Annotated in this window: 14 protein-coding genes; 2 read left to right on the plus strand and 12 right to left on the minus strand. The window is 58.4% G+C overall.

Annotated elements, in window-relative coordinates; genetic code table 11:
• Positions 1 to 3: 3 nt before the first annotated feature.
• From G538_RS18250 to G538_RS0100840, 11 genes are all read right to left on the minus strand, one after another.
• Positions 4 to 4335, minus strand: coding sequence for an SdrD B-like domain-containing protein (locus tag G538_RS18250; protein WP_029067817.1), 4332 nt, complete (start codon positions 4333 to 4335; stop codon positions 4 to 6).
• A 321-nt stretch (positions 4336 to 4656) separates the two neighbouring features.
• A complete protein-coding gene (locus G538_RS0100795) occupies positions 4657 to 5658 on the minus strand; it encodes a TIGR03557 family F420-dependent LLM class oxidoreductase (protein WP_029067818.1) in 1002 nt (333 codons plus the stop codon).
• A gap of 180 nt (positions 5659 to 5838) precedes the next feature.
• Positions 5839 to 6624: an SDR family oxidoreductase gene (locus G538_RS0100800; protein WP_029067819.1), complete on the minus strand. Its 786-nt coding sequence runs from the start codon at positions 6622 to 6624 to the stop codon at positions 5839 to 5841.
• The gene (locus G538_RS0100805; RefSeq protein ID WP_051196415.1) at positions 6621 to 7994 is read right to left on the minus strand and encodes an aspartate aminotransferase family protein; all 1374 of its coding nucleotides are present in this window, start codon (positions 7992 to 7994) and stop codon (positions 6621 to 6623) included. Before G538_RS0100805 ends, G538_RS0100800 begins: the two co-directional genes overlap by 4 nt.
• A 121-nt stretch (positions 7995 to 8115) precedes the next feature.
• On the minus strand, positions 8116 to 9273 hold the full coding sequence (locus G538_RS0100810) for an ABC transporter substrate-binding protein (RefSeq protein WP_029067821.1): 1158 nt from the start codon (positions 9271 to 9273) through the stop codon (positions 8116 to 8118).
• Between the two features lie 50 nt (positions 9274 to 9323).
• Entirely contained in the window at positions 9324 to 10097 is a 774-nt protein-coding gene (locus tag G538_RS14340) for an ABC transporter permease (protein ID WP_035832715.1), read from the minus strand.
• On the minus strand, positions 10094 to 10891 hold the full coding sequence (locus G538_RS14345) for an ABC transporter ATP-binding protein (RefSeq protein ID WP_035832718.1): 798 nt from the start codon (positions 10889 to 10891) through the stop codon (positions 10094 to 10096). Before G538_RS14345 ends, G538_RS14340 begins: the two co-directional genes overlap by 4 nt.
• On the minus strand, positions 10888 to 11769 hold the full coding sequence (locus G538_RS0100825) for an ABC transporter permease (protein ID WP_029067822.1): 882 nt from the start codon (positions 11767 to 11769) through the stop codon (positions 10888 to 10890). Before G538_RS0100825 ends, G538_RS14345 begins: the two co-directional genes overlap by 4 nt.
• On the minus strand, positions 11766 to 12797 hold the full coding sequence (locus tag G538_RS0100830; protein ID WP_029067823.1) for a TIGR03842 family LLM class F420-dependent oxidoreductase: 1032 nt from the start codon (positions 12795 to 12797) through the stop codon (positions 11766 to 11768). Before G538_RS0100830 ends, G538_RS0100825 begins: the two co-directional genes overlap by 4 nt.
• A gap of 54 nt (positions 12798 to 12851) precedes the next feature.
• Positions 12852 to 14267 carry a dihydropyrimidinase gene (gene hydA, locus G538_RS0100835; protein ID WP_029067824.1) on the minus strand — a complete coding sequence of 472 codons (1416 nt, stop codon included), beginning with the start codon at positions 14265 to 14267 and terminating at the stop codon, positions 12852 to 12854.
• Between the two features lie 170 nt (positions 14268 to 14437).
• Entirely contained in the window at positions 14438 to 15286 is an 849-nt protein-coding gene (locus tag G538_RS0100840) for a nitrilase-related carbon-nitrogen hydrolase (protein WP_029067825.1), read from the minus strand.
• Positions 15287 to 15339: 53 nt separating this feature from the next.
• Between G538_RS0100840 and G538_RS0100845 the strand changes: the two genes are divergently transcribed.
• Entirely contained in the window at positions 15340 to 16872 is a 1533-nt protein-coding gene (locus G538_RS0100845) for an aminotransferase-like domain-containing protein (RefSeq protein ID WP_245566756.1), read from the plus strand.
• A gap of 170 nt (positions 16873 to 17042) precedes the next feature.
• Complete coding sequence (locus tag G538_RS0100855; protein ID WP_029067827.1) at positions 17043 to 17306, plus strand: hypothetical protein; 264 nt, start codon at positions 17043 to 17045, stop codon at positions 17304 to 17306.
• Between the two features lie 115 nt (positions 17307 to 17421).
• Here the strand turns inward: G538_RS0100855 and G538_RS0100860 are convergent, their stop codons facing one another.
• The gene (locus G538_RS0100860; RefSeq protein WP_029067828.1) at positions 17422 to 19002 is read right to left on the minus strand and encodes a cation:proton antiporter; all 1581 of its coding nucleotides are present in this window, start codon (positions 19000 to 19002) and stop codon (positions 17422 to 17424) included.
• Between the last annotated feature and the right edge of the window lie 43 nt (positions 19003 to 19045).

Below are 19045 nucleotides of genomic sequence, written 5' to 3' on the forward strand. Positions count from 1 at the left end.
TGACTACAGACCGTCAGTGACCCGCCCTCGACGTGCCAGAACAATCACACCACCAGCAACGATGAGTGCCCCTGCAGCCAGCGCAAATGCCAAGCCAGACCACCCAGTGTCACTCAAACCACCACCAGAGGCGACCCCCTCATCAGCGCCAGTCTCTGCATCACTCAGTGATGGGTTTCCGCCGTCTTCGCCACCACCGAGAGCGCCATCCACAGGCGCTTCAGGCAGCAGCACCACACCGGCGTCCCACGTGGGGTCCACACCTTCAGTTGCGGTGAACGGACGGTCATAGTCGTCGGTGAGGTTGTCATTGCCAGCACCCAACGTGATCATGACCGTCAGCCCGGTTGACACATCAGCATCAGAATCAACGGCACTGTTCTTACCCGCGTCACGCTTAGTGAATTGGTACTTCTTCTGCTGAGCGTCGGTCAAAGTAAACCGCACCTGATAGTCACCAGCTGGCAGCTCATCAAAGAGGTAACGGCCTTCGCTGTCAGTTGTTGTCGTGTCCAACACCGAACCATCAGCGTGAAGAAGGTCAACGGTCACACCCGCAAGGCGCGGCTCTGACTCTCCCTGACGTCCGTCATTGTTTTCATCAATCCACACGTAGTCACCAATCGCGTACGTTCTGCGCACGAAACCGAAGTCGAGGGTTGGGTCGTGGTCTCCACCTTCAGTGAGCCCTTCCGAGGTGGCAGTCCACTCAGAGGAGTCCCCTTCACGGTCCCCCACACCAGGTGTGGTGGGCAGGTACTCCCGCAAAGCGTCGCCTGATTCCTCACGAACAATGCTCACCGTGTAAGACTCACCAGGTTGGAGCACCGGCAAGTCACCAAAGTGGTAGCCACCATCTTTATCAGTGGTGACCCGGTCGACAAGGTCCCCGAACACGTCGGTGACCGGTTGACCGTCTGGGCCAGTGACCTCAAGAACGACACCAGGGATCCCTGGTTCTTGCGGGTCTTGGCGCCCATCGCGGTTTTCATCAACCCACACGTAGTCACCAATGGACACCACCGCTTGGTAGGTGTTGGTGACATTCACTGAAACATCCTGACCAGCAAGAACAGTGACCTCAGAATCGCTGAGGACTGCACCAAGGAAGGCGTGCCCAGCAAACTCTGGGGCATCTTCTTCCACAAGGGTGATCTGTGTACCGGGAGGGAACTGGACACCTAGGGCGGTCACGGTGCCATCACCAGGAACAGTTACCTGCCCGGAGAGTTGTTCTGTTTCAAGCAACACTCCCGTTGGAGGGGTAGCTGTCCAGGTGAAGTTGTAGTTGGCGTTGTCTGCCTCAGTTGGTCCACCATCAACGGTTTTCACCAGGGAAATGGTGCCCGCATCCATGGGGGTGTTCGGAATCTCCACGGACAACGATGTGCCATCTGGTTCAACCGTCACACTGAACGTGTCAGCAGTTTTGTAGTAACCCTGCGGCGCACGCACCTCACGGATGGTGTACTGCCCTGGAGTAGCAACACGCAACGCACTGTGGGTTCCCGGCGTGTCGCCCGGAACAACCAACCGCCCACCAACAACGTACGCGTTATCGACCACAACGTTGTTCAACGAGTCGAGAACTTCAAACACGGCCGTGTCATCATCGATGGTGACGTTTGGGTCATCAGCATCAACTTTGAAAATGTTCAGTGGGTAGTCGTTCGTTTTCGTCACCGTGGCGGTGGAGTTACTGACCTTGTTCATGACAGGTGAGTCCACCTCCCACGAATCAATGTTGGCTCGGTACATGATCTCGAACACCGCGTCAGAACCAGCGGCAACATTGCCCGAAGAATCAATGATCATGTTGCCTTGGTCAACAACGGCACGAATATTACGGCCCACGTTTTGGTCATTGGTTGTGGCAGTTGGTGATTCAGCGCTCGCCACAAACCCGTCAAGAGTGAGCCCAGCACCTGTGAGGTCGTCTTCAATGGAACGGAGCGGACCTGAATAGCCTGGTGGAACAATCAACGTCACCTTGTAGGTGAAGTCACCTGGTTGGTAGGCAGCCTCGTCAGGTGTTCCATCAGTGTGCTCAACCCGAAGGTTGTTGGTGAACTCACCAGTGACAGGGTCGTAGATCTCCTTGAAGACCTGGATTCCTTCACCAAGCGAGGAACCAGTGACGCTGACACCACCAAGGTAGTCACCGTCAATCGATTTCGTGCCGCGGTAGCTTGCCTGGTTGGTGATTTCCAGAACTTGACGTTCCATCAGAGGGTGCGTTTGCAGCTCAAGTGTCACAACGAGACGCCCATCGCCACCCCATGTTTGCAGGCTGGTGAGGAATTCTGCGCTCGGAGTGATTTGCACACCGTCCGCTACCCGCTCCAACTCGAAAGAAGACGCTGTCAGCGCGTTTCCTTTGTAGGTCGCGGTAATTCCAACGTTTTCGAGGTTATCGCCGAGGTCAAAGATGTCCTCATCAACATGGTCCACAATGTTGGTGGTGGCAATGTCGATCTGGTCATCGTTTGCTGACGTCGCATCAACCACAATGTCGTAAGCAATGGTCGCTGCTTCGCCCACCCTGACGTTGACCAGAGATTGGTCGGCGCTCTTGGTGAACACGGTGGAGTCTGTGACGCCATCAGTTGTGTCGCCACGGTCGCGGACTGTGGTTGTAGCTCGGCGCGTGGTGGTGCGCTCGGTCCCATCACCATCAGTGGTGTAACGGAACTGAGCGTTATTGCGGTGCGTGTAGGTGACGTATCCCGTTTCAGGGTGCGTGGAGCGTCCCGCTGCTTCGAGGGATGTCAATGTTGACACCGCAGTAACGGTCCAGTTCTCTGTGACATCGCGCCCGACGTTAACGGTCAGTGTGCGCTGGTCACCGGAAACAACATACTCACCCACTTGTGGGTCCAGTGGATCAAGGGCTTCAGTGAGTGGAGTATCCACCCCATTAACCGTTGCGGTGATGAATGGTGCACTGGCTGGCGTCCACGTTGAACCAACAGGCAGGGTGTCAACGATAAAAACATCATCGGTGAGTTGGTAGTACTGGTCATCGACGAGGTCCGCCGGTGGGTCAAACTCACGCAGGTCTGCACGGAATGTGTATTCCAACTCTTGGGGAGCGTCGAGAGCGGTTCCGGTGAAATCACGGAAACCCAAGGCTGTCGGGGTGACGGACTTAGCGAAAGCTGCGCCAATGTTGGGGCGCGGTGGTGCGTAGGTGTTTGAACCGTGGTTCACAGTGGCGGTATCTTGCTCAGTTGAGCCGCCTACCGTGTAGTCTGCTTCGTTGCCGACGGACACATAGAAGGGCACGCCTTCGCCGTTTGCGGCGGCGTATGCGGCCTCAAGGTCGATGCGGAACGCGGGAAGATCTGTCACGGTGGTTGCGTAGTTGACAGTGAGTTGGGAGTTCTCCGGCAGGTTTTGAACGAACGAGAACGTCTGCACACCATCAACGGTGGTGATGACTGCGCCGAGTTCGGCCGCAGTTAATGTTTGGGTTGTTTGTGGCCCATACCCGTAGCCGCCGTCTTCCCACGAGGTGAGGGTGGCACTAAAAGAGGTTGGGTCGTAGGACACCCACGGTTGGTCAAGGGTGTCAGTGAAAACCGTGTTGCCGCCCGATTGGGTTTCGCGGTGGAGCGAGTATTGGGTGCGGCCGGTGTAGGATTCAGCAACCGTCACGCCATCATTGGCGACTGTAATGCCAGATGACGAGGGGTTCTGCGCTGTTTTTTCCCACTCATCGGAAACACCAATAAGTTCATCACCGTTTGCAACAACCAGGACGCTCAATGGGTCAGTGAGGCCTGACCAAGAGAGTTCTGCAGGACCAGTCCCGGAACCATCAAGATCAAAGGTGAACTCGAGTTCCAAATATTCTTGGTCAATCTGCCTGACAGCAAAAAACTCGCGAACGTTCTCTATGAAGATGATGTCCAGTTCACCAGGAGAGCCTGGAACGCGGCGAATTTCTTGGATAGCCCGCGTATTGAGTGGGACAACTAGTGCCGAGTCTGGGATTTCCAGAGCAGCTGGCTCCTCCAGTGTGAAACCCACTCGAACAGATTCGTAGTCGTCTGTGAAATTGGTTGGTTGATACAACAGACCAAAGGTGTAGGTGCCTGATTCATTCACGATGACGCGTCCGTCGGCGGTTTGGTTACCGAGATCAGGTGCGATGAAGTCCACACCAACAGGCAGTGGGGTGTTCGCAGACGCTGGCAATGCTACAAAGCCGGTGAGAACAATCAACGCAGCACTGACGGTGACAGAGATAGCTCTGAGCATTCGTCGTGAAGATCGGATGACGGGGCGCGGCCCATAATTTTTTGGGCGCGCTGAAGCAGAGGTCTTTTGCATATCAATCCTTGGGGGCGGGCTTAAACGAATGTCTTTTAACCGCTTTTAACCCCATTAATTCTTTACACAAGGGTTCAGCGATCGTTCGTTCGCTTTACTGTAGCCACCCCACCACCAATACTTGCCAGTTGGAAGGTTTTTTCACCCAGCGACCGCGATCACACTCAGATACGTCCACTGGAGGTTCAAAGTGGTGCGACGTATCAGTGAACCTGATATTCAGACAGGTGAGAGAACATTTTTATGACAGCATGACAAAACCCCGCCCCGCGTCACCGCGGAACGAGGTTTGTCCATATTTTGGAAGCGAACTCCCGATTTTTACCGGCTCAGTTTAGGCAGCACGTCACGCCCAAAAACCTCGATCCATTCCTTCTGGTTGCGCCCCACGTTGTGGAGGTAGATACGGTCAAACCCAAGATCCACGAACTTTTGAATGTGCGCGCGGTGTTCGTCAGGGTCAGAGGAAATAACCATGCGCCCCTCAAAGTCCTCCGGGCGCACGAGCTTAGCCATCTGTTCAAACTCAAATGGTGAACGAATGTCAGCCTTCGGGAACTTCATACCCCCATTTGGCCACTCCGTCATCGCGTTGGTGAGGGCTTCTTCATCCGTGGGTGCCCACGACATGTGAATTTGCAGCACCTTGGGCATCGCGTCAGCGTCACGGCCCATTTCTTTGGCACCGTCGGCGAACTTACCAAACAGCATCTCAATTTTTTCCAACGGCGCACCAACCGTTATGAGCCCATCAGCGTGCTTACCTGCGCGTTTAGCCGTCACAGGCCCCGCTGTTGCGACAAGGATCTCTGGGGCAACCTCAGGCATGGTCCACAGCCGGGTAGATTCCATTTTGTAAAACTGGCCATGGTGTTTCACGTCTTTGCCATTCAGCGAAGCGTGGAACAGTTTCTTCATGATGTCGATCGCTTCAAACATGCGGTTAATGCGTTCAGGGGCTTCTGGCCAATACTGCCCCACAATGTGCTCGTTCAGTGCCTCACCGGACCCCAACCCAAGCCAGTGACGCCCTGGATACATAGCCGCTAAAGTCGCCGAAGCTTGAGCAACCATCGCCGGGTGCCACCGGAACGTTGGGGCGGTCACGCCAGGCCCCAGGTCGCCAACGGTGCGCTCACCCAACGCCGACAAAACATTCCACACAAACGCCGATTGGCCCTGTTGGGGAACCCACGGTTGGAAGTGGTCCGCTGCCATGACACCGGAAAATCCGTGCTGCTCAGCAAGCACCGAGTATTCGATGATGTCCGTGGGGTGGAACTGCTCCAACATCGCTGCGTAACCAATAGTTAACTCGCTCATGGGTCTCCTTCGCTGAGAAAAATTCGTGTGTGTACCGCCAGGCGGGAGCACAAGCATCTGTCACTTACGCTACCTTCACCCAACTGGCTGTGCCTGCCCGGCGGGGCGGGCATCGGCCTGCGTTTTTACCTCGCAACGACGCAGGTTGCCTCACAGACCACCAGGCAGCAATGCTGTGTTTTAGTTCTGGGTAACGCGGTGCGTTTTGGTGTAAGCGGCCTGTGCAACGGGGCGCACCACCAAGGAATCAATGTTGACGTGAGGTGGCATGGACAACGACCAGCGGATCGATTCAGCGATGTCACCGGCAGTGAGCGGGTTGGGCACACCGTCATACACTGAGTCTGCTTTGGACTTGTCGCCGCCAAACCGCACTAGGGAGAACTCTTCTGTGTGCACCATGCCCGGCGCAATTTCGATGACCCGTAACGGTTCGCCCACAAGTTCCAGGCGCATCGTGCGGGCTGCAACACGTTCAGCGTATTTCGATGCCACGTAACCCCCGCCCCCCTCATAAGGTTCGTGAGCTGCGGTGGAGGTAATGAACACGATGGACCCAGCGGTTTCCCGCAACGCCGGTAGCAGCGCATTAGTGATGCGGAACGTGCCAATCACGTTGAGGTCATACATGCGTTCCCACAGGTCAAGATCAGCAGAATCCACACGGTCAATACCCAGCGCACCACCAGCATTGTTGACCAGTGCGTCGATAGGGCCAAGAGCGGTGATCGCTGTGATCGCTGCAGTGACACTGTCTTTGTCAGTGATATCAGCGACCACGTAGTCGCAACCAGTCTCAGCGGCAAGCTCAGCGAGGCGGTCCTCACGGCGGGCCACTCCCACCACAGCCCAACCGTCTGCGATTAACGCGCGCACTGTTGCCGCGCCGATACCCGAGGACGCCCCCGTCACCACTGCACGTTTACTGGGTGTTGCTGGGGTGGTGTCAGTACCAGGCGTTGTCATGAGGTTTCCTCCGGTGATGAAAGTGGTGACGCGGTGACGCTGCTCAGCGCGGCGTCGAGAATCTGTAGGGCACGTTCCACCTCGTGTGCGGTAACCACACACGGGGGGACCATGTGTATCCGATTATCCGCCTGAAACACGATCAGCCCGTGGTCAAGGCAGTAATTTTTGATGCGCGCCATGGTCGCTGGTGGTGTGGGGGTTAGTGTGCCAGGTTCAGTGAGTTCAGCAGCCCAAAAGACCCCAAGGCCGCGCACCTGGGCGATCATCGGGTGCTTACCTGCGAGGCGGTGTAACCCTGGGCCAAGGATCTCCCGGCCGATGCTCGCCGCGTTTTCGACAATATCCTCAGCTGCCATGGTTTCCAGCGTGGCAACAATCGCAGCCATCGCCAGCGGGTGGCCTGAGTAGGTGAGCCCGCCAGGGAACACCCGGTCAGAGAAAAAGTCCGCAATAGGATCAGAAATAATGACCCCACCAGCAGGAATATAACCAGAGTTCACACCTTTAGCGAACGTGATGAGATCAGGGACCACCCCGTACTCCTCGAACGCAAACCAGTTACCGGTGCGCCCAAAACCAGCCATCACCTCATCAAAAATGAGCACAATACCGTACCGGTCAGCGATCTCCCGGACCCCGGGCAAGTACCCGGCAGGGGGCGTCAAAATACCGGCAGTACCCGGCACGGTTTCCAAAAGGATCGCAGCGATGCTCGCCGCACCTTCACTCTGAATGACTCGTTCTAGGTGGTGCAGTGCCCGCTGGGTTTCCTCCTGCTCAGTGGTGGCCCAAAACTCGGTGCGCAACAGGTAAGGGGTAAAGAACCGAACATGCCCGGTGGCGTACTCGTTGGGGAGGCGCCGCCAGTCCCCCGTCGCATTAATAGCTGCACCGGTGTTGCCGTGATAGGACCGGTAACCGGATAACACCTTGGGGCGGCCAGTGAATTCACGGGCCATACGGATCGCGTTTTCGTTCGCGTCAGCACCGCCGTTGGTGAAAAACACCTTCGAAAAGCCGTCCGGTGCCCGGTCAGTAATGAGTTTCGCGGCCCGCGACCGGGCCAGGTTCGCATACCCCGGCGCAATAGTGGTGAGAATGTCTGTTTGCTGGTGAATACCAGCCAGCACCGCAGGGTGCTGGTGACCAATGTTGACGTTCACCAGTTGCGACGAAAAATCAAGGTAGTGCTTGCCCTGGGCATCCCACACGGTGCTGCCCGACCCGCCGGTGATATGCATCGGGCTGAGTGCGCCTTGCGCTGACCACGAGTGAAACACGTGGGCGCGGTCCAGAGCGATCGCCTCATCAGGGGTGACGGATATGTCGGTATCTGGGGCGGCGGGTACGCCGATGCTGGTGGCCATGAGGCTGCTCCTGGTGGGTGAGTGAATGGGCGGTGAGGCGGGAGGGGCACGTGGCATCCGGGGTGGGTGGGGGCACCAGGGAGGTGTTGGCACCCCCACCCACTCGCGGTGTGGCTTGGGGCTAGTTGCCGCCCTCGTTGAGGGTGACACTGAGCGGGGTGAACCCGTCACCAGTCACGTCAATGCCTTCTTCAGTGAGCTCAGCGAGCGCTTGTTCCACATATTCAGTGGAGTAGGCGCTTTCTGGTGGTGCTTCGCTGATGATGGTGGCGCCAGTTTCGTTGGATGTTTCCAGTGCCATGGCGACGGTGGCGTCCCAGGCGGCTTGGTCGACCATGCCGATTCCGCCGGTGGTGTTGGGCCAGATGAGGTTGTTGACCTCGTTGACCATCCATAGTTGGTGGCTGGTGCCGAGTGTGGAGCCAGCTGCGGTGACGATTTCTGCTGATTGTTCAGCGTTGTCCCGGGCGTAGATCCAGCCTTTGAGGGATGCTTTGAGGAATTTGACGGTGGTTTCGGAGTATTCGGCGTCGGTTTCGAGGCGTTCCGCGTCAGCCCAGATGGCGTCTTGGAGCATGGCGGTGCCTTCGTCATTCCAGTCGATGATGGTGAAGTCTTCTGGTGTGTACAGCTCGCCAGTGTCCGGGTTGATGGTTTCGAGGAGTTGGGCGTATTCGTTGTAGGTCATTGCTTGGGCTGCGTCGATGTCGCCGTTCAGCAGGCCGAGCATGTCGAAGGCTTGGGTGACGAGCTCAAAGTCGGTGACGCCTGCTTTGTTCAGCCCAGCGAAGAGTTCCCACTCGTTGCCGTAACCCCAGGAGCCAACTGTTTTCCCTTCAAGGTCAGCAGGGGTGGTGATTCCGGAGTCAGCGAATGCGACCTGGAGGGTTGCGGAGCGTTCGAAGATTTGCGCAACGTTGGTGATGTTCGCGCCTTGTTCGATGGACCCAAGAACTTTAGGCACCCACGCAATGGCGTAGTCCACTTCACCTTGGGCGAGGGCATCTTGGGGAACGATGTCACCACCGGAGGGGATGATCTCCACGTCGAGGCCTTCGTCTTCGTAGAACCCTTGGTCTAGGGCCGCGTAGTATCCGGCGAACTGGCCTTGGGTGAGCCATTGTAGTTGGAGTTTCACAGGGGTGAGGTTTGCGGACTCGCCGCTTGCAGTGGTGGGTTCGGTTGCTTCTGACGTGCCGCCAATAGAGCAGGCGGACAGGGCGAGGCCAGCGGTCAGTGTAAGGGCGAGTGGGGCGAAGAATCTTGAACGAGTTCTCATGAGTTTCCCTTCCAGGGGTCAGTGTTAATGCCGGTGGTGCGGCGTCAGGTTCAGCGGTGTCCTGCCTTTCTCAGGGCGTATGTTTCTAATGCCAGCGTGGTGGTGTAGAACACCAAACCCACCACGATTCCGCCAAGGACGTACGCCCACGCTTGGGCGTAGTTTGACCCGGCGGCAGCTGTGGTGATGAAGGACCCAACACCGGAGCGTGGGCCACCGAAGTACTCGGCCACAATCGCTGAGATCACTGCGAGCGCGGATGCCATCCGTAGCCCGGTGAAGACGTGGGGTGTGGCGGTGGGGATGGTGACGTATCGGATGACGTCGAGTGGTTTTGCGGCGAGTGCTCGCATGAGGTCGCGGTGGACGGGGAGTACTTGGCGTAGCCCGGTGAGGGTGTTGAGGTAAACGGGCACGTAGACGGCGAGCGCTGCCACGATGATGCGGGCTTGTTCTGAGCTTGCCCCAAACATGGAGTAGAGCACGGGGGCGAGGGCGACGATGGGGACGACGGCGAGCGCTGTGACGATGGGTTCTGCGATGCGGTCGGCGATCCAGAGCGTGGCGGAGATGATGGCGGTGAGGATGCCGAGTATCGCTCCGATGATGAGCCCGATGAGGGCGTTGCGTCCGGTGGTGAGTGCTGCTCCGGTGATGGGTTCGCGGAATTGGGTGAATTGGTCGGCGATGGCTGTTGGACCGGGCAGGATGAACGCGGGGATGTCGCCGAGGGTGACGAATGCTTGCCAGGCGGCCAGTAGCGCGGTGAACAGGATGAGTGGGGGTGCGATGGTAGCTGCGGCGTGTTTGAGGGTGGTGGTCATCGTAGGTCCACTCCTGCGCCGGCGGGGGCTCCGTTGTGGAGGGCGTCGCGTACTGCTGCTACTGATTCGAAGAATGCTGGGTTGGTGCGCAGGTCGTCGCTGGTGCGGTCGAGGGTGATGTCGACGATTCGGCGGATTTCGCCGGGGCGTGGTGACATGACGACGACTCGGTTGGAGAGGAACACGGCTTCGGGGATGGAGTGGGTGACGAATACGACGGCTGCCCGTGATTCTGCGCAGATGCGTAGGAGTTGGGTTTGGAGGTGTTCGCGGGTCATTTCGTCGAGTGCGCCGAAGGGTTCGTCCATGAGGAGTAGTGAGGGTTCTTCGGCGAGTGCTCGGGCGATGGCGACGCGTTGTTGCATGCCGCCGGAGAGTTGGTCGGGGTAGTGGTTCGCGAAGTCGGTGAGGCCCACCATGTCGAGGAGGTGGTCGATCCGTTCTTTGCGTGCTCGTTTGCCTTGGTGGGCGAGTTGGAGTGGTAGGTCAACGTTTTGGGCGACGGTGCGCCAGGGTAGGAGCCCTGCTTGTTGGAAGGCGATGCCGTATTCGCGGGCGAGGCGTGCCTCTTTGGCGGAGTGGTCGAACACGGTGATGGTTCCGTCGGTGGGTTGGTCGAGGTCTGCGATGAGCCGCAGGAGGGTTGATTTTCCGCAGCCTGATGGGCCGATGAGGGAGATGAACTCGCCGGCTGCGATGCTGAGGTTGATGTCGTGTAGTGCGGTGACGGCGGTGGGTCCACGGCCAAAGACACGGTGGACGCCGGTGACTTCGATGGCGGGGCGGGTTGTCATGATGTCTCCACTCGTCGGTAGGTGCGTAGGAGAAGTCCGAGGAGTGTGATCACTCCGGCGGCGATCAGTCCCAGGATGATGGACCCGAAGATTGGGGCCCAGGGTTTTGCGGGGTCGGAGGACGCAAAGTTTGCGTATTCGAGGATCATGCGGCCGATGCCTCCGGGTAGTCCGGTTGCTACCTCGGCGACGATGGTTCCCACGACGGCGTTGGCGGCTGCTAGTCGTAGTGCGGGTATCAGGTGGGGGACGCTGGCTGGTAGTCGCAGTCGCATCAGGGTGGTCCACCATCCGGCGCCGTAGGCGCGGAGTAGTTCCACCTGGATGGTGGGTGGTGATTGCAAACCGCGGAGCATTCCGACAGCTACGGGGAAGAACGCCAGGTAGGAGGCGATCACTGCTACGGACATCCACGGTTGCCAGGGGACCGTTCCGATGGTGATTTGTGAACCCCAGGATCGCACCAGGGGTGCTAGGGCGATGAGTGGAACCGTTTGGGAGATGATCACGAGTGGCAGGACTGCTCGTTCGATGATGGCGAGGCGTTGCATCACCACGGCGAGGACTACCCCAACGGTTACCCCAATCAGCCACCCAGCGATGGCGATGGAGAAGGTGAAGACCGCTGCTGCGAAGACGGCAAACCATAATGGTTGCGCCCCTGTTGCCCCCGAGACAGGTTCAACAACGCGTTGGATCATCTCCCACGTGTGCGGCATGGTGATGTCTGTGGTGCGGGGCAAAATACGGGTTTCCCCAAGGGAAACGCCCTGGTCGGGGCCTAGTGCTTTGTATGTTTCCCATAGTGCTGCCACGGCGATGATCGCGAGGACCGCGGCGACTACTTTGTTGGACAGGACAGCTTTCACGGCGTTCATGACCGGGCCAACACTGCGTCCTGGACCCCCGGAATAATGGTGTTGCCGTATGCGGCGAGGGTCGCATCTTTATTGTCGTGTTGGAGGTACCCGGCGAACTGGCTGACCCCGAGGTCTTTGAGTGCGTTCAGTTTTTCGATGTGTTCCTTGGGGGAACCAATGAGGCAGAACCGTTCCACAATTTCGTCAGGGACAAAGTCGGTGTGGGTGTTGGTGGCCCGGCCGTGAGAGTTGTAGTCGTACCCTTGGCGGCCCTCAATGTAGTCGGTGAGCGCTTTAGGTACTGACCCGCTTGACCCATATTTGGCCACAATGTCAGCGACGTGGTTGCCGACCATCCCACCGAACCAGCGGCACTGGTCAATCATGTGTGCCCGGGCGACCGGGTCATCACCGTCACCGACATACATGGGGGCACCAATGCAGAACTTCACAGCCATGGGGTCGCGGCCTGCAGCTTCAGCGGCGTTCCGCACTGTTTTGATCATCCATTCTGCGATGTCTAGATCTGCAAGTTGCAGGATGAACCCGTCCCCCACCTCACCGGTCAGTTTCAACGCCAACGGCCCATAGGCGGCCACCCACATTTCCAGCTCTGAGGTGCGCGCCCACGGGAATCGCAGTGTCGCACCTTCGTGTTCAACAGGCCGAGAGTTCGCTAGTTCTCGAATGACATGGATCGCTTGGCGCAGTTCCTTGAGTGTGGCTGGTTTACGCCCTAAAGCACGCAACGCTGAATCACCGCGCCCGATGCCGCACACCGTCCGGTTGCCATACATTTCGTTGAGTGTGGCAAACGCTGACGCCAACACCGTCCAATCCCGGGTAGCAGGGTTTGTGACATACGTGCCCACTTTGATGCGGTGCGTTTCGTTGAGGATTTTGCTGAAAATGGGGAAGGGCTCTTGCCACAGCAGGTGGGAGTCAAACAACCACGCGTGCGTGAAACCGTAGGACTCTGCCCGCTTAGCAATCTCAACGGTGCGTTGGGTGGGTGGGTCTGGTTGGAGGACGACACCGAAATCCATGTCAGTTCCCTTCAGGGTGAGGTAAGTGGCGGGGGCGTAAGTGGGGGGGACGATTTACAACAAGTACTGGGACAAACCGCGCTTGACGTACTGGCCGTGACCGGCGTGACCGTGGTACGCATCGTCCTCAATGAGGACTGACCCGCGGGACAACACCGTGTCCACGTGACCGTTGATGTCCCACCCTTCCCACGCGGAGTAATCCAAGTTCATGTGGTGGGTTTCAGCGGAGATTTTTGTGGTGCCATTCGGGTCATAAATGACCACGTCCGCGTCAGCGCCCGGCTGAAGCACACCTTTCTTCCCATACAGTCCAAACATGCGAGCCGGGGTGGTGCAGCAAATCTCAACCCACCGCTCCAAAGAAATCTTTCCCGTCACCACGCCCTGGTAAATCAGGTCGAGGCGGTGTTCCACAGACCCAATGCCGTTAGGGATCTTTGTGAAATCGCCCAAGCCCATTTCCTTTTGCCCCTTCATGCAGAACGGGCAGTGGTCGGTGGACACCAGTTGCAGGTCATTTGTGCGCAACGATGTCCACATGTGGTCCTGGTGCCCGTGCGCCCGCGAGCGCAGCGGGGTGGAGCACACCCATTTGGAGCCTTCAAACCCGGGGGCACCGAGTTGGTCTTCGAGGGAGAGCCACAAGTATTGGGGGCAGGTTTCCCCGAAAACGTTTTGGCCGGTGTCGCGGGCTTCGGCGATGCGTTGGGCGGCTTGCTTCGCGGACACGTGCACGATGTACAGGGGGGCGCCTGTGAGGTCGGCGAGGCGGATAGCCCGGTAGGTCGCTTCTTCTTCGGTTTGCCATGGGCGGGTCAGGCCGTGGTTAATGGGGTCGGTGTCGCCGCGTTCTAGGGCTTGTTTTTGGAGGAGGTCGATGACGGAGCCGTTTTCGGCGTGCATCATCAACAGCCCGCCGTTGTGGGAGACGCGTTGCATGGCTTGGACGATTTGGCCGTCGTCGGAGAGGAACACGTCTTTGTAGGCCATGAACAGTTTGAAGCTGGACACCCCCTCATCAATGAGGGTGTCCATGGCGGCCAGTGACGTGTCATTAACCCCACCAATGATTTGGTGGAATGCGTAGTCGATGGCGCATTTGCCCGCGGCCTTTTCGTGCCAGCGCGCAAACTGGGTCAGGACGTCTTCCCCGGCGTACTGCACCGCGAAGTCAATGATGGTGGTGGTGCCGCCCCACGCGGCAGCGCGAGTACCCGTTTCGAAAGTGTCCGATGCGAACGTGCCACCAAACGGCATCTCCATGTGGGTGTGTGCGTCAATGCCACCTGGGATGACGTACTTGCCTGTCGCATCGATAAGTTTGTCGACTCCGGCGAGGAACGCTGTACCCAGGACGGTGGAGCCAGGTTCCAGGATCGCAACGATCTTCTCGTCCTCAATGAGGACATCGGCGAGCCCACTTCCCGTGGCGTTAACAACTGTTCCACCGGTGATGAGTGTGTACATGTGCTTGTTCCTTCCGTGTGCCGTGCGATGCGTGGTGCGGGGATTGCGAGAGGGCAGGTTGTGCCGTGGGCGGTGTGCCCGGGAGGGCGGGCGGCACGTGGAGTGAAAACACACGTGCCGCCCGGGGTCGCCTCCGGTGGCGGGGCGCCTGCTGTTAAGGGCGCGTCTGGTTACGGGGCAACCAGTGAGCCGTACGCGTCAGGGCGGCGGTCACGGAAGAACTGCCACCGTTCCCGCACGGTGCGGATCTCATCAAGGTCGATGTCACGGATAAGGAGTTGTGGGTCAGTGGATGACCCAACCTCGCCCACAAAGTTCCCATCAGGGCCAACCACGTAGGAGGAGCCGTAGAAGTTCACGGCCTCCTCGCCGTACTCGTTGTCTTCCAACCCGACACGGTTCGTGGCAACCACAAAGTAGCCGTTAGCAGCTGCGGCTGCGGGTTGCTCAATTTCCCACAACCGGTTGGATACACCTGGTGCGGTGGCGTTGGGGTTGAACACGATTTGCGCGCCACCCAGGGCCAGGGCGCGCCACCCTTCAGGGAAGTGCCGGTCGTAACAAATGTTCACACCGATCTTGCCCACCGCTGTGTCAAACACGGGGTACCCCATGTTGCCTGGGCGGAAGTAGAACTTCTCCCAAAACTTTGGCAGGTGCGGGATGTGGTGCTTACGGTACTGGCCAACTACTGACCCGTCAGAATCAATCACAACGGCCGTGTTGTACAGCACGCCGGGTTGGTCTTCCTCATAGATGGGAAGCACAATGACGATGCCCAACTCTTTCGCCAGCGCCGAGAAACGTTCTGTACTTGGCCCAGGAATGGTTTCGGCGTACTCGTAGTACTTGGTGTCCTGGGTGATCCCAAAGTACGGGCCGTAAAAGAGTTCCTGGTAGCAAATGATCTGTGCACCCTCAGCAGCTGCTTTGCGGGTGTAGTCCTCGTGCAGTTGGATCATCGACTCTTTGTCGCCGGTCCAGGTGCACTGAGTCAGTGCGATCTTGACGTTGTTCACGGTTCTCCTCAGCAGTTCACGTGGCGGGTGGTGATGATGTGTGACTCTGCTCCTTGAACATTTCCGTCGCGTTGCGCCGGGTTACTTTCAGAAAAACGTTTAACCCCGGTGTGTTAAATCTGTTCGATCTGGTCATCCAAGCCCCCAGGGCGTGGGCATCCTTAACTATGGACTTCCTGACAGAGCTTCACGACGTGTCCCCCACGGGCATCGCCGCAGCAGTAGGGCGACGCATCAGAAACGGTGAACTAGCAGCAGGAACACGCCTCCCCACCGTGCGTGACGTCGCCACACAACTGCGGGTATCACCAGGCACCGTCGCTGGGGCGTGGCACGCCCTGTCCGAGTCAGGGCTCATCACCTCACGGGGGCGGGCCGGCACTTTTGTTCTTGAACAAAACACATCATGGCTACCACCGCGCTACCGGGACCTCGCCGATGGCGCACAAGTGCCCTACCGCCTTGACTTGTCATCAGGAACCCCAGACCCCCACCTGCTCCCCACCGTCGGGCCAGCATTCGCGCGCCTCGGGCGGCGCACATCCGGGGCTGTGACCTCCAGTTACCTGGGGCAACCCGTGCTCCCCCTCCTCGAAAAACGGTTACGCGCCGCCTGGCCCTCCACCCCAGAAGAAATCACCGTCGTTGACGGGGCACTCGACGGCCTCACCCGGGTGCTCGACATCCTCGTGGGAGTGGGCTCGCGGGTAGGTGTGGAAAACCCCTGCTTCCCACCATTCCTCGACCTCATCGACGTCCTTGGTGCCCAACCCGTACCCGTCACCATCGACGGCCATGGGGCCACACCCACGGGAATCACTGCTGCACTTGACGCCGGGTGCGACGTTTTGATCCTGCAACCACGCGCCCAAAACCCCACCGGCGCAACCATGACCGCAGAACGAATCCGCGACATCACCCAAGCGATCATGTCCCACCCGCGCGGGCGTGACATCGTCATCATCGAAGACGACCACTGTGGGGCAATCTGCTCCACCGCCGACCTATCCCTCGGCACACACCTCCCCCACCAGGTGATACACATCCACAGTTACAGCAAATCCCACGGCCCAGACCTCCGCATCGCAGCAGTCGGTGGGCCACGCCGCATCATCCAACCACTCGTCGCCCGGCGGATGCTCGGCCCCGGCTGGACATCCCGGATCCTCCAAACCGTGCTCCTTGAACTCCTCAACGACCGCGCCACCCAAGACCACGTCGCAGCAGCCCGCGCCAACTACGCACGGCGCCGCCGCGAAATCCACAAAACCCTCACCAGCCACGGCGTGAACACCCTCCACGGCGAAGGCCTCAACATGTGGATTCCCGTCACCAGCGAACGCGCCGCCATGGTGTTCCTCGCCGCCCAAGGAATCCGTGTCGCCCCCGGCGACCCCTTCACCACCAGCGGGTCAGGTTCCACCTCCACCCCGATAGGAAGCCGCCCTGCTGGAGATGGTCACACCGCTTTAGACAGCCGCACAGCGTTGGACGCTGGGCCACATATTCGGGTGAGCATCGGCAATGCGCGCGACAACTTCGACGTCCTCGGCACTGTTCTGGCCCAAGCCGCCCACGCATCGTAATCCCTTTGGCCATCCACTAACGCACACCGCCCTCGCCCCCCATGTTCCCCGCGAGTTCGCGGATTCGCCGTGTGCGGGCCTCAAACTCGTGAAAAATGATGGTCTCGTCGGTTATAGCGGTTTCATAATGGTTTAAACCAGCAATATTCCTGAACTCAAACGAGGTCACCATGGGAAGAGAACTTATATTCTCACCTGATTACTTTGGCGTACCTGTGTACTCCACCGAAGCGGGACCAGACGTATGGGATGACATCCCACCTGACACGCAGCAACGTTTGCTGTCATGGGTTTCTCTGCTCCAAGAGCACTACGACTACGAAATCGGAGAATGGGAATCCCAAGACATCTTCGAAGCATTCGACAAAGGATACGACCCCCTCTGCGAAGAACTCGAGGCCCTCGGATTCAATGTCATACGACGAAAATGGTAAATGGCAATGTCACCCTAGGTAGACAAGACCCATGAGTTCGTGCGCGGTAGCGCGGGCACAGCGGGACGGCAGAGAAGCACGCTGACAAAAACTGTTGGGAGCCGATGCCTCTGACCTAGTGGTCGCGAGGGTTACGCGACAGCATCATGCGGTCCAGCTCTTCAATCACCGAATCGGCGAGGTGAGGGTCCACGCCCGGCTCACTGCGGGCATCCAAAATCTCACGTTGAGCCTGCTCAATGGCCCGGGACTGCACCCGTGCCAACGCGTCACGGTGTCGCTTCCACGCACGCACAGACTCAACAGGCGCATCGGCGGAACTAGCTAATTCCCCTTCAACGCCACCGGACCTTGCCTGCGAAAACTGATTCAGCATCTCGCGCGCATCACCCTTCACACCATCCGGCACCTTATCCAACGCCTCACGCAACGACGCCACAGCCGCACCCCGGGCGCGGGCCACCAGCATGTCACGTTCCTTCTCATCCTCACTGGTGTCAGCCAGCTTCAACGTGCGCACCAACCACGGCAACGTCAACCCCGGCACAATCATGGTGACAACAAGAACCACCGAAGCAATCACCAAAAATTCGGTGCGCCACGCAAACGTCTGAGGCAACGACAAAGCCAACGCAAGGGTCACCAAACCGCGCATCCCCGACCAGGTCAGGAGCACCGCATCGCGAATATCTCGTGGTGAGGACGCTGGTGCTTTACGCCGGTGCATCTGCCACACCATGACCATCCACAGTGCGCGAACCGCAATCAGCACCACAGAAATGACCACACCCCATGCTGCAATCGTCAACAACTGGGTGCCTGCCGCGTCAATAACGTCACGCAATTCCAAACCAATAAGCGCGAAAGCAAGCCCGGTGACTAAAACATCAATGACGCCCCAAAATGAGGTCGCCGTGATTCGATCATCAGCATCGTAAATATCAGGGGTGGACGCCATGTGCACTGACGCCACAACAACCGCAATAACACCCGATGCGTGAAGTTCCTCCGCGAGGAGATACACCGCGAAAGGCAACACCATCGTCAAGGCGATGCGCCCCACACTGCTGTTCAGCCATCGCGTTAAGGCGATCCCCACCCACCCAACGGTTAAACCAAGTGCTACCGCAATCGCAGATGACACAAAGAAATGGACCACCAAAGGACCAAAAAGGAACTGTTCATCACCGAGTGTCGCCGCCAACGCCGTTTGGAAAATCACCAATGATGCTGCGTCATTAAAGAGGCCCTCCGTTTGGAGAAGCCCCGTTAAACGGCGCGGTAACCCAACAGGTTCCGCCACTGCCTCCACCGCAACCGGGTCTGGTGGTGCCACAGCGGCGCCCAAAGCAATGGCAGCCGCAATCGCAATTCCAGGGACAAGAATCCACGCAGTAAGAGCCACAGCGATTACTGTCACTGCAACCAAAAGCACTGAGAAACCAAGGATCGTTCGCCACCGGGCACGGAACATTGACCACGATGTTTTCCGCGCCAAAGCCCACAACAATGGCGGCAAAAATATGGGCAAAATGATGTCAGGGGCGATCCTGAAATCTGGAATCCACGGCACAAACACAATGGCTGCTGTCGACAACGTGAGGAGCACCGGCCACGGTAACCCGGTGCGGTCACCAATACCCACAAGGACAACGGTGATGAGCAGCACTGCAATGATCATGATGAGCTGTTCCATGACCCCCAGCATCACACAGTCACAGCGGCGGCGCGATGTACCT

It is taken from the genome of Jonesia quinghaiensis DSM 15701 (assembly GCF_000423205.1).
GTDB lineage: Bacteria > Actinomycetota > Actinomycetes > Actinomycetales > Cellulomonadaceae > Jonesia > Jonesia quinghaiensis.

What these genes read in the sequence shown, in the direction of transcription:
- G538_RS14340 (WP_035832715.1), bottom strand. Translation starts at nt 10,097, where the DNA reads ATGACCACCACCCTCAAACACGCCGCAGCTACCATCGCACCCCCACTC.
- G538_RS0100825 (WP_029067822.1), bottom strand. Translation starts at nt 11,769, where the DNA reads ATGAACGCCGTGAAAGCTGTCCTGTCCAACAAAGTAGTCGCCGCGGTC.
- G538_RS0100860 (WP_029067828.1), bottom strand. Translation starts at nt 19,002, where the DNA reads ATGGAACAGCTCATCATGATCATTGCAGTGCTGCTCATCACCGTTGTC.
- G538_RS0100810 (WP_029067821.1), bottom strand. Translation starts at nt 9,273, where the DNA reads ATGAGAACTCGTTCAAGATTCTTCGCCCCACTCGCCCTTACACTGACC.
- G538_RS0100855 (WP_029067827.1), top strand. Translation starts at nt 17,043, where the DNA reads ATGGGAAGAGAACTTATATTCTCACCTGATTACTTTGGCGTACCTGTG.
- hydA (WP_029067824.1), bottom strand. Translation starts at nt 14,267, where the DNA reads ATGTACACACTCATCACCGGTGGAACAGTTGTTAACGCCACGGGAAGT.
- G538_RS18250 (WP_029067817.1), bottom strand. Translation starts at nt 4,335, where the DNA reads ATGCAAAAGACCTCTGCTTCAGCGCGCCCAAAAAATTATGGGCCGCGC.
- G538_RS0100795 (WP_029067818.1), bottom strand. Translation starts at nt 5,658, where the DNA reads ATGAGCGAGTTAACTATTGGTTACGCAGCGATGTTGGAGCAGTTCCAC.
- G538_RS0100800 (WP_029067819.1), bottom strand. Translation starts at nt 6,624, where the DNA reads ATGACAACGCCTGGTACTGACACCACCCCAGCAACACCCAGTAAACGT.
- G538_RS0100830 (WP_029067823.1), bottom strand. Translation starts at nt 12,797, where the DNA reads ATGGATTTCGGTGTCGTCCTCCAACCAGACCCACCCACCCAACGCACC.
- G538_RS0100805 (WP_051196415.1), bottom strand. Translation starts at nt 7,994, where the DNA reads ATGGCCACCAGCATCGGCGTACCCGCCGCCCCAGATACCGACATATCC.
- G538_RS14345 (WP_035832718.1), bottom strand. Translation starts at nt 10,891, where the DNA reads ATGACAACCCGCCCCGCCATCGAAGTCACCGGCGTCCACCGTGTCTTT.